The sequence below is a fragment of the Bartonella sp. MM73XJBT.G genome (genome assembly GCF_028618435.1).
In the GTDB taxonomy this organism is placed as follows: Bacteria; Pseudomonadota; Alphaproteobacteria; order Rhizobiales; family Rhizobiaceae; genus Bartonella.
On the sequence record NZ_JAQISW010000025.1, the window covers coordinates 1 to 8,858 of the forward strand.

Annotated in this window: 1 protein-coding gene and 3 pseudogenes; all 4 read right to left on the reverse strand. The window is 37.7% G+C overall.

Features of this window, described 5'->3' with window-relative positions; translation table 11 throughout:
- Nucleotides 1–2,123 (reverse strand): annotated as a pseudogene (locus PVV59_RS08730) (hypothetical protein); the annotation flags it as partial.
- 1,166 nt (nt 2,124–3,289) lie between these two features.
- Nucleotides 3,290–4,309 (reverse strand): annotated as a pseudogene (locus tag PVV59_RS09940) (YadA-like family protein); the annotation flags it as partial.
- Between the two features lie 420 nt (nt 4,310–4,729).
- Nucleotides 4,730–7,300, reverse strand: a pseudogene (locus PVV59_RS09945) (hypothetical protein); the annotation flags it as partial.
- Between the two features lie 1,208 nt (nt 7,301–8,508).
- On the reverse strand, nt 8,509–8,858 hold a 350-nt coding region (locus tag PVV59_RS08740), incomplete at its 5' end, for a YadA-like family protein (protein ID WP_273755731.1).

The following is an 8,858-nucleotide window of genomic DNA, read 5'->3' on the forward strand; positions in this document are numbered from 1 at the left end:
GCATCACTCTTAATCTGCTCGCTGATCTGATTACCAAGCTCTTGCTTAATCTGATTGGTGATTTTGTTACCAAAGTTTGTGAAAGCGACATTAACGCCATCAAAGGCAGCTGCTACAGTCTCATATTCCTTCGTATCTTCCGTTTCATCTTCACTGAAGGTCTTAACCTTAAATTTAGCAGCGACCCACTTGCCATCTTCATAGCTAGCGTCACCGCCCAATGTCTTTGCAACACCGCTCCCTAGAGCATAGAGCTGTGAACCATTAACCGCATCACTTGAACTAGAATTAATATCTCCTGCAGCAAGGAATTCAATCTTGCTATCCTTTTCGCCATGCGTTGCTGCAAATGCGTTATGCTCATTGCTCCACAACAAGGAATCCCCTTTAACTTCCTTATTAATATTGTCTAACTTTTCATTAAAGTCATTAACAACAGTATTCAGATGCTTGTTAACATTGCTGAAGTTCGTATCAATTCCTGCAAACGCAGAGCCTACATCATTATAGCTCTTCTTCTCACCTTCCTTACCATCTTCATCAAACATTTTCAGGATAAAGCTTGGGGCTGTCCATTGGCCATCTTCATAGCTAGCGTCACCACCTAAAGACGTAGCAACACCGCTCCCTAGAGCATAGAGCTGTGAACCATTAACAGCATCACTTGAACCAGAATTAATATCTCCTGCAGCAAGGAATTCAATCTTGCTATCCTTTTCGCCATGCGTTGCTACAAATGCGTTATGCTCATTGCTCCACAACAAGGAATCCCCTTTAACTTCCTTATTAATATTGTCTAACTTTTCATTAAAGTCATTAACAACAGTATTCAGATGCTTGTTAACATTGCTGAAGTTCGTATCAATTCCTGCAAACGCAGAGCCTACATCATTATAGCTCTTCTTCTCACCTTCCTTACCATCTTCATCAAACATTTTCAGGATAAAGCTTGGGGCTGTCCATTGGCCATCTTCATAGCTGGCTTCACCACCTAATGCCTTTGTAATACTGCTCCCTAGAGCATAGAGTTGATTACCAGCTACTGCATCACTGGAGCTAGAATTAATATCTCCATTGACAAGTGACGTAATCTTGCTATTCGTTTTGCTACCTTCTTTGCCATGCTCTGCGACAAACGCACCTTTGCTTCCATCCCACAACAAAGCATCACTTTGAACTGCGTTGATCTCTTTGCCAATGTCATCCTTAATATTCGCAAACTGATCTTTAACTTTCTCAAATGAATTTCCAACACCAATAAAGGCAGAGGTTACATCAGTATAAGTCGTGTCAGTGACATCACCATTTTCGTTGAAACTCTTAAAATGGAATGTAGGAGCAACCCACTTGCCATCTTCATAGCTGGCTTCACCACCAAAAGACGTAGCAACCGCAGTGCCCAGTGAATAAAGTTGATAACCATTCACTGCCTCAGTGGATTTTGCTGAGAGCTCACCAGCAGTAACACCCACAAGAATCCGAGTTTCTTTATTACTATTTAGAATACTTAGTCTTCTTGTTGATGATTTAGCACCAAGAGCCGTCGTTTTGTCACTCTCATCTTCTTTATCCTCGCGAGCTAATCCACGAGATAAGCCACTCATGAAAGAAAAGTTATTGGTATTTTCATGCTGATCAGTCCCTTGAGATAGATTCTTTTGTTTTCCTCCAATAACAGCAGAAGCGTGTATCTCAGCAACCTGACGATTCTCACTTATGAAAGAACTATTAACATCAGAAAATTTATCTACACCATTCTTAAACCGCTCCCTCCCCGCAAATGCTACATCGAAAGCAGCTTTAGTCTGAAACTTAATTTTAGATCTTAAGTTTTTGAAGGACTCTTCTCCACCCCCTATAAATGCAAAGTCACTATCTGCATACAATTTACTGCCAACTATATAGGCTGGTGGAATAGCTTTAAGCATATTTGCACCACCACTAAAATCGTTTGATATGTTATTTGAAATTTGCGTATGAGCAGACACAGGAGAAATATTTGATAAAAAGATAATCACTGAAGCCAATGAAAGCGCTTTCACAAAAAGTAATCGATAAACCGAATAAGAATTTTTAAAATCACTCACCACTTGCGCTTTTTGTGTGGTATATAATTTTTTCATAACAAATTCTCCAAGTAATAAAAACATATTGAGAACATTAAAAAGACATATTTTAGCGCTAGAGTTGATCCAGCGTTGTGAGTTTTGTTTGTTCTCTGTAAAGTTTGGTTTTTTCGCAGAAGCAGACAGAAGTGATTAAGGCTTCGCTAAGGTTGCGATTGATGTTGGTTGACAATTCGGTTAATGAGGCTTTCTACCGTTAAGCAGAGTATTTTTTTCTGAAAAGGTTTTCTTGATGTGAACATGAAAAAAGAAGAGAAAGGCTGTCTTTTCACGCTTTTGTCGAGTCTGTGTTTTATGGTTTTTGAAGTAAAAGAGCTCATTTTGTACACTTAGGAGGAAACGCTTGCTTATTGTGGGGAAGATTAGGTTGTTGAGAGTGTTCTTAGTGGAGGATGCTCCACTTTTCTCGTGAGAATGCGCGGTCTATTCCTGACTTTTAGAGTTCTCTCTTAAGGGTCTTAAATGGGGATAATTGTGTGATCTTCTCATAATTCTATGCACCTCCCTTTGCGATAGATCTTCTGTTTTTACCAGAACGAGTCTTATTCAATACTCCTTTGTGCTTTTACAGACTATTAAGACAAAAGGCAAGAAGAAAATGAATTTAATTATTTTTACAGAATGAGTCTTTACGGTTTAGGCAATCGTGGAATATCTTTATATTTAAAATTCATAGCTTTATTGCATATGTTATAGACTTAATATAGAGGTTCTATTTCATCGTTTGCTTTTGGTGTCCTTGTTTTGACCAAAACGAGTCTTATTCATCATTGCCGTTGCTGTATAACTCATGATTGCTTCTGTTGTGTACAGAGCAAATAAAACAAAATAATAGATGGGATTTTTGATTTTTTTAAAAAATATCTCCCCAATGGATTTTTTCTAGCGATGAAGCTATAAAATATACACTTTTCAAATAATGTGCGATTATGAATTCTATTCATTTATATGAGAGCATTACTCTGCATTTGTAAAATTTTTGTTAAAGTGCTTTATTTCTCGCTAAAATTAATCTCACTAAAAGTATTATAAAATTTTATAATAATACGACTCTATGATTTTCTCTGTAAAATATTACTTCTCTATAATATAAAATTTCACCCTTGTCTGATGAGACAAGGGTGAAATTTTAGTTAAATTGTAATTTCTTGTACTATCTGGTGTTATTTTAATTTCAGAGTTATTCCACCCCCTACACCCCAATGACCTCCGGCACTGGTTGCTGATAAATTAGAACGAATCTTGCCATCTTCAGACGTATAACCTGCACCAACAGCAAAAGCGGATTGACCACGCCATAAACCACCACCAAATGAAAGACTCAAAGATCCTGGCTCATCGAAGTAACGCAAGTTAGACACTGCCAAGCCAATCGCTGCTGCTTGTCTTGCCTCTTTGCGCACATTATTAATATCATAGGTTAATGCCTCAAACTTCATATTAGTATAAGACTTCGCCTCGTTAACGCTATCATTGATAAGATTACCAACTTTCTCGTCCGTATACTCATTCGCCTTTTTAAGAACAGTTTTCATCTGCTCATTGGTATAATCATGTAACTGACCACCATTCACTGCTTGCTTAGAACCTTCTTCAATTTTACCATTCGCTACATTGTTTATCAAAACAGGTTCACTTTCATTTCCACCTGTTAAGCTAATGCTATTGGTTTTCTCTCCGTCCTCGACATCATAGCTAACCGCAACATCCACCTTTTTTTCAACTTCTGTCACCTTATCTGCAACGTCTTTGACTTTGTTATTTGTATCCCAAAGTTGCCCCCCATTCACAACGTCCTTCGAACCTTTTGATATATCACCATCCGCTACATGCGTAATTTTACTATCTTTTCCATTATGACTAACGTCATATGCTCCTTTTTCTTCATTCCACGGAAAACCATTAGAGTCTCCGTTAGAGCTTCCCTCCTTCTCAACCTTACTAAGGCGATTGTCGATAATGGATAGAGTCTCATTCATACCAGCAAAAGCAGATGCGACATTATTATATGACTCCTCTGAAAGATGACCATCTTTAAACTGACTTACCATAAAGCTAGGAGCTTTCCATTCTCCCTTTTCATTATAACCCGCTTCACCCCCTAAAGACGTTGCAACCGCAGTGCTCAGTGAATAAAGTTGGGAACCATTGATCGCCTCAGTGGAGTCTGCTGAAAGCTTACCAGCAGCAACATCTATAAGAGTCCGAGTTTCACCTTTACTATTCAGAATACTCACTTTTTTTGATGGTGATTTAGAACCAATAGCTAACGTGTCTCCACTATCCTCACCTTCAACCTCATCCTCCATCTCATCTAGAGCTACAGGCAACATTCTCATCACAGATGCCATTCTCATAAAAGGAAAGCCTTCGGTAATAATATCATTCGCATCACCATTTTTTTGAGACACCTTACTTTTTTCAGTAATATCAATACCATCCTTTACATCTATAATCTGCTGATTCAAATCTTTGAAAACATCATTAACGCCCGCAAATGCATCCGCGACATTCGTATACTTATGCTCAGTCTCATTACCATCCTCATCAAAGGATTTAATTGTAAAAGTAGGACCGGACCATTTTCCCTCGTCATTATATCCAGCACCACCGCCAAAATAACTTGCAAATGCCTGAGACAATAAATAAAGCTGGCTACCATTTACTGCTTCTGTTGATGTTTTTGTAAATGCCCCTCCCTTAACACCAGAGAGAACACGTGGTGCATTCACGTCGTTTGTAATATCTATTCTATCACCGGCTTTGTTCCTACCAATCGTAATAAGCCCTGTGCTATTTTGCTTAACAAAACTGTCGCTTGTCACATTTTCGATCTTTTGATTAAGATTTGTAAAAGAACTACTTACACCAGAAAGTGCATCCGCAACATTTTCATAGTGCGTTTCTGTTCCATTACCATCCTCATTAAAGACTTTAACTGTAAAAGTAGGAGAATTCCATTTTCCATCTGCATCATATCCAGCATCACGACTAAAATAGCTCGCAACCAAATTACTCATCGAATAAAGCTGAGAGCCATTAATCGCATCCGTCGACAGTGCTGTAATCGAACCAGCATTAACACCGGTAAGAGTCCGCACTGCATTATCACTGTTTGCAATACTTACCTTCGCTCCGCTTACTTTTCCACCAATGGTAATCAGTCCTGTATCATCTTGCTTAACAAGACTATTCCCTGCCACATTGGTCACTACATTCTCAATCTTTTTATCTAGATTTGCAAAAGAATCGCTTACACCTGTAAATGCATCTGCAACATTTTCATAGTGCGTTTCTTCTCCAGCACCATCCTCATTAAAGACTTTAACCGTAAAAGTAGGAGAATTCCATTTTCCATCTGCATCATATCCAGCATCACGACTAAAATAGCTCGCAACCAAATTACTCATCGAATAAAGCTGAGAGCCATTGATCGCATCCGTCGATGTTGCTGTAATCGAGCCCGCATCAACACCGGTAAGAGTGCGCAATGCGTTATCACTGTTTGCAATACTTACCTTCGCTCCGCTTACTTTTCCACCAATGGTAATCAGTCCTGTATCATCTTGCTTAACAAGACTATTCCCTGCCACATTGGTCACTACATTCTCAATCTTTTTATCTAGATTTGCAAAAGAATCGCTTACACCTGTAAATGCATCTGCAACATTTTCATAGTGCGTTTCTTCTCCAGCACCATCCTCATTAAAGACTTTAACCGTAAAAGTAGGAGAATTCCATTTTCCATCTGCATCATATCCAGCATCACGACTAAAATAGCTCGCAACCAAATTACTCATCGAATAAAGCTGAGAGCCATTGATCGCATCCGTCGATGTTGCTGTAATCGAGCCCGCATCAACACCGGTAAGAGTCCGCGCCGCACTATCACTGTTTGCAATACTTACCTTCGCTCCACTTACTTTTCCACCAATAGTAATCAATCCTGTATCATCTTGCTTAACAAGACTATTCCCTGCCACATTGGTCACTACATTCTCAATCTTTTTATCTAGATTCGTAAAAGAATCGCTTACACCTGTAAATGCCGCTGCAACATTTTCATAGTGCGTTTCTGCTCCATGACCATCTTCATTAAAGACTTTAACTGTAAAAGTAGGAGCACTCCATTTTCCATCTTTATACTCAGCACCACCGCCAAAATAGCCTGCCACTACATTGTTCATCGAATAAAGCTGAGAGCCATTGATCACATCCGTCGATGTTGCTGTAATCGAGCCCGCATTAACACCGGTAAGAGTCCGCGCCGCACTATCACTATTTGCAATACTTACCTTCGCTCCGCTTACTTTTCCACCAATGGTAATCAGTCCTGTATCATCTTGCTTAACAAGACTATTCCCTGCCACATTGGTCACTACATTCTCAATCTTTTTATCTAGATTTGCAAAAGAATCGCTTACACCCGTAAATGCCGCTGCAACACTGTTATACCTCTTGTTAACTTCATTACCATTTTTATCAAAGGCCTTAACCGTAAAAGTAGGAGCTATCCAGTTTCCACTTTTATCATATCCAGCACCACCCCCAAAAGACCTCGCTACCCCAATGCCTAATTTATACAGCTGGGAACCATTGACTGCTTGATCTGACGTTGGACTAAGCGCAGCATTACGAACACCAGTAATAAGCCGCGCTTCACGAGAATTATTTGCAACATCTATTACATAGCCACCTTTGTTTGCACCAATCGTAATGGTCCCTACAGTATTTTGCTTAACAAGCATATCAGACAAGATTGTTTGAAATTGCTTATCAATCTGCTGCTTCCATGTTCCCCAACCTATAAACGCAGTATCAAAGGCATTTTTAATCTCAAGCTTAAGATCAGCTTCTAAGCCTTTGAATTTACGATCTACCCCTAAAAACGCAGAGCCAACATCTCTATACAAGCTACCGTCAATTATATAGGTTGGTGCAATACTTTTACGCACATTCGCACCACCACCAAAATAAGTTGATACATTACCCCAAAGATCACAAGCAGAAACAGGAGAAGCATTTGATAAAAAAACAGCTACTGAAACCAATGAAAGCGTTTTAATAAAAGAAAATCCATAAGGCGAACAAGAGTTTTTTAAATTATTGACTGCTGACATTTTTGGTGTGGTATATATTTTTTTCATAATAACTTCTCCAAGTAATAAAAACATTAAAAAGACATATTCTGGCGTTAGAAGTCCTCAGAAGGTCTTTTTTATAAAAGACTAGGGTTGCCATAATGGGAAAAAGGACTATCTAAGCTTTTAATAATGGTGATCCGAAAAGTAGCGATTGTTTTCTAACTTCAGGGAGTTTTTTTGCAAAAACCTCTTGATTTAGGTTGTGAGAAAAACTGGAATGAATATCGAGAAGACATATTTGTGTGCTACTATCTAATTTGTATCTAAGAGGCAATAAAGGATGTTTATTGCAAAGAGTGATTGGATTATTTGCTGAGTGATTTAGGATGTTTATCGTAAGATTATTGCGTTTTTATTGTAAAAATAAGCGAAACATTCATAACTTTAGAGTTGTGCGTCTTAAAGTTATCCGGAATGAATTTATAACTGCTATATGATTTTGTCATGATTGTTTCCCCGCGTTTTGAAAAAGAATCTTTAGCGATTCGCTTATCGCTTTTTTCTATATAAAATTAAGAAAAATAGCAAGTCATAAAGTGAATTTAATTATTTTTTTGTGAAATAATTCTAGAGTTCATAGCTTCGTTATTTGCTCTATGAACGTTTATAGAAATGCTTATACACCGTTGTGTTTTAGATAATCTCGTTTTGATCAGTGAATTTGTACTCAATCATTACCGCTGCTGCATACAGAAATAATTAAAATAGTTAAAAATAGAATTTTTTAGCAATTTTAATAGAAATATATTATACTGAATTCTAGTGTGCCTTTTTATCAAAAACATTACGTAATATATTGCTTTTTAGATTACAGTTTGCTGCTTTGTTAAATATTCATGTTAACCTAAATATTATTAACTTAAATACGTACTGCTAAAGTAAAAGTTACAGTTTATTTTCCTTCTTTTTTGGTATCCTCAAACTCATAATTCAATACTTAAAATTTTATATTGTATAAGATTTATTATTATTAACGATCCCCTTACTTATACATTTTTTTATCTTCAAGAACACTCTTCATCTACTGTTCGATGATAATCATGCAACAACTAACCAGTCCTTTCACTGCTTCTATCAAATTTGCATAAAATACACTACTTTTCACACCTTTTCTCTTTTTTATTTTTAGCATCAATACAGCAATTATTATTTGTGGAAATCATTTCTTTCATCGCTCAATAGTTTTCGCCCCTGTATATGCAAGACAGGGGCGATTTTAAAAATAATAGTGAATTTTATTAATTTAGCGTGAAGCTTAATCCTACACCCACACCCCAGCGACCTCCAGCACTTGTAATCGATACATTCGAGCGTGTGTTTCCATCTTCAGAGGTATAACCCGCTCCAATAGCAAAGGCAGATTGGTTGAGCCACACACCCGCACCAAGTGCAACACTTAACTTTCCTGGTGTATCATTATAACGTAAATTCGATACAGCTAAACCAATAGCTGCCGCTTGTCTTGCCTCTTTCCGGACGTCCTCAACTGCATAATTTAATGTTTCAAACTTCATATCTGTATAGGCTTTGGACTCATTAACACCATTGCTTACTATATCATTCACACGATCATCCGTATATTTCTTCG